Raw genomic sequence first — 246 nt, forward strand, 5'->3', positions numbered from 1 at the left:
CGGGGGAGCAGCCAGGGCATCGCCAGCTGGGCGGAGACCGTCGAGAGCATGAAGGCCCCGGTCGCCAACCCGGCGGCCGGACCCCCGCCGTCCGGCCGCGCCGCGTAGAGCGGGACCACCGAGAGCAGGAGGAAGCCCCCGGAGAAGGCCGCCAGCGCGGTCAGGAAGAGCCGGGCTGCCGGCGAAACCTGCTGAGCCCGATCCGGCATGGTGCAAGTAGTAGTAGTGGGCACCCCCCGGGAGGCG

At 74.0% G+C, this 246-nt stretch carries 1 protein-coding gene; it reads right to left on the bottom strand.

The genetic code is table 11. The features are described 5' to 3' along the window. Window positions 1–209 (bottom strand): hypothetical protein (locus tag HKX41_12880; protein NNC25029.1); only part of this gene is annotated, 209 nt, incomplete at its 3' end. Window positions 210–246 lie beyond the last annotated feature (37 nt).

This window comes from Salifodinibacter halophilus, from assembly GCA_012999515.1.
GTDB classification, from domain to species: Bacteria; Pseudomonadota; Gammaproteobacteria; order Nevskiales; family Salinisphaeraceae; genus Salifodinibacter; species Salifodinibacter halophilus.